A 2,342-nucleotide genomic window follows, 5' to 3' on the forward strand; every position below is an offset into this window, starting at 1 on the left:
GATTAATTAAAAAGATTTTACTCAAAGTTAATCTCAAAGATAAGAGTTTCCTTTTTGGCTGTACCGGCCGAGCGAGCCTCTTTGTGACAATTTCTCCCTTCGGTCATCCTCAGAGAGTATAAATCGCGGCTCCTGAGATGTCAAATTGAGTTGGGGATTGCTCATGGCGGGTCAAAAATCTGCCGAGAGGCTCAAAAGCTCCGGAAATCAGCCAGACCTCTCCTGCCGTTCAAAAAGATAATCACGAAAAATACTTAATACTTACCGCCGGTTTCGGCGGTCATGAGATATTCCTGGAAGGCAACCTGAGGGGGCGGGGGCTTCGAGGCGATAAACGTCAGTTTGAGGTGGTTGATGATTTTGTCGACCACAGGAAAGTCCGTAATAAAGGCGATGACCTTCATCGTCCCGCCGCAGTGGGGGCAGAGGAGGGGGTCAACCTCGTAGACTTTACGGATCATCTCGGCCCAGCCCTTGGAAGGGAGGCGCGGGAGCTTGTCCTCGACGATCCGGAGGGGAAAAGCGGCTCGACTCGCCTTGAGGACCTTCCCCCGGTGGGCGTTGGCGTAGAGGCCGAAGTAACGAATTGTGACCTGGCCCTTGTCGGGGATGTGGGAGACGACCCGGGCGATGAACTCCAGGTAGTCCATCCTCTCGACCTCTTCGCCCTTTTTCCCATACTGGTAGCAGACCTGGCCTGTCCGTTCATCGAGGGAGAGGCGCTTGAGGGAGAGGAGCGGCCGGCGCATATACTTGCCCACCTGCTCGGCCTCGAGCTTGGTCTTAGCCCTCACCAGGCTATGGACCGAGAATCCCGTGTGGCGCCAGGAGAGAAGGCGCTCCGGCCATTCTGGGCTGAGCAGTTCCTTCCCGACAAGCATCGATAGGACCTCCCGGGCAAAGAGCTCCGCCAGGCGCAAATCGTCAATCCGGGAGATCTTGTGGAAGATGCCCGCCTTGTCCGCGCCTCCCTCGGTCACCAGGAAATGGAGGTGGGGGTGGAAATTGATGCGGTCCCCGAAGGTCTGTATGGCCGCGATGACCCCGGGCGTAAGCTCGCTGCCGGCAAAAAGCTCGAAATAACGAGTCAATGAACGGAGGGCGCAGCGACAAAGATCTCCCAGCAGCCGGCGGTTGTACTTGAAGAATATCCGAAGCATCTTAGGGATGACAAAGACGACCTGGCGGTGAGGGACATCCAGGAGAAGTGTCTCCCTCATCCACTCTCCCCATTCTTCCAACCTCTTCGAATGGCAAGAGGGGCAGAACCCCCGAGTGCGGCAGGAGAACATCAAGAGTCGCTCCTCGCCACAGTCGGGACAGCGGATGCGGGCAAACCCGCAGCGCGGGTTGCCGCAGTCGAGATAGCGCTCCACCACCTCCTTGATAGTCGGCCGGAAGAACCCATACTCCTTCTCGAAGCGCGACTCATACTGGGCCAGGAACTGGTCAAAGTAATGGAACAACACCCGATAAAGAACAGTGCGCTCCGGATGCCGGGGACGGTAGATCCCTGCCATGGCCAAGACAAGAATCCAACAAATGGGCCAGAAGCAGGCAGGATTCCCCAGGAGACGAATTTCCCCTGGTAGTGAGAAGGTCTAGACCCCATCAGCGGCTTCGTCATGCCAACAGAGGTAGACACTCAGCCGAGCCCTCTATCAACAGATGTTGTCTCGCATGCATGAAAGCGCTGCCGTTGTCAAGAGACTAAATGGGTTGAGAAATCCTTTCGTTTGAATTGGACGATCTTCTGAGTCTGTATGCGCACCTGCACGACTCGGATATCCCTTTGCCCGGTCGGGAACAGGTCGAGGCCGCGTGGCGGGAAATCGGGGAGAACCCCCTGCTGAAATATTTTGGTGTGTACATTGACGGGAAACTCGTTTTATCCTGCACTTTGAGCATCATTCCGAACCTGACCCGCGGCTGCAGACCGTATGGTGTGGTCGAGAACGTTGTGACACACAAGGATTTCAGGCGAAGGGGCTTCGGAAAAGCGTGCTCAAACACGCCTTGACGTATGCATGGAGCCGGAACTGTTATAAGGTAATGCTGCTCACCGGCAGGAAGAACGAAGCGACATACAGGTTCTACGAATCCGCCGGGTTTGACAGGCATGCAAAGCAGGCGTTTACCAGGCTCCTAATGCTGCACCATGAGAACATTAACACAATGTCGATGTGAACCGGCCTTTCCTGCCGTTGTTTCTCCCCAGAGAATCAGGAAGTGCGCCGCTTCTCACATCCCAATGCCCTCCGGCAGAGCTCTCTTGACAGGAGAAGGAATGGAGATCTGTAAGCTTTAGGATATTCAAATAGATAGTGTGGCCCGACCCCAAC

At 55.4% G+C, this 2,342-nt stretch carries 1 protein-coding gene; it reads right to left on the reverse strand.

Annotated elements, in window-relative coordinates; genetic code table 11:
- Positions 1-254: 254 nt before the first annotated feature.
- Complete coding sequence (locus tag ABJK56_RS18440; RefSeq protein ID WP_347246153.1) at positions 255-1,520, reverse strand: transposase; 1,266 nt, start codon at positions 1,518-1,520, stop codon at positions 255-257.
- Positions 1,521-2,342 lie beyond the last annotated feature (822 nt).

The organism is Thermogutta sp. (assembly GCF_039793925.1).
Classification (GTDB): Bacteria; Planctomycetota; Planctomycetia; order Pirellulales; family Thermoguttaceae; genus Thermogutta.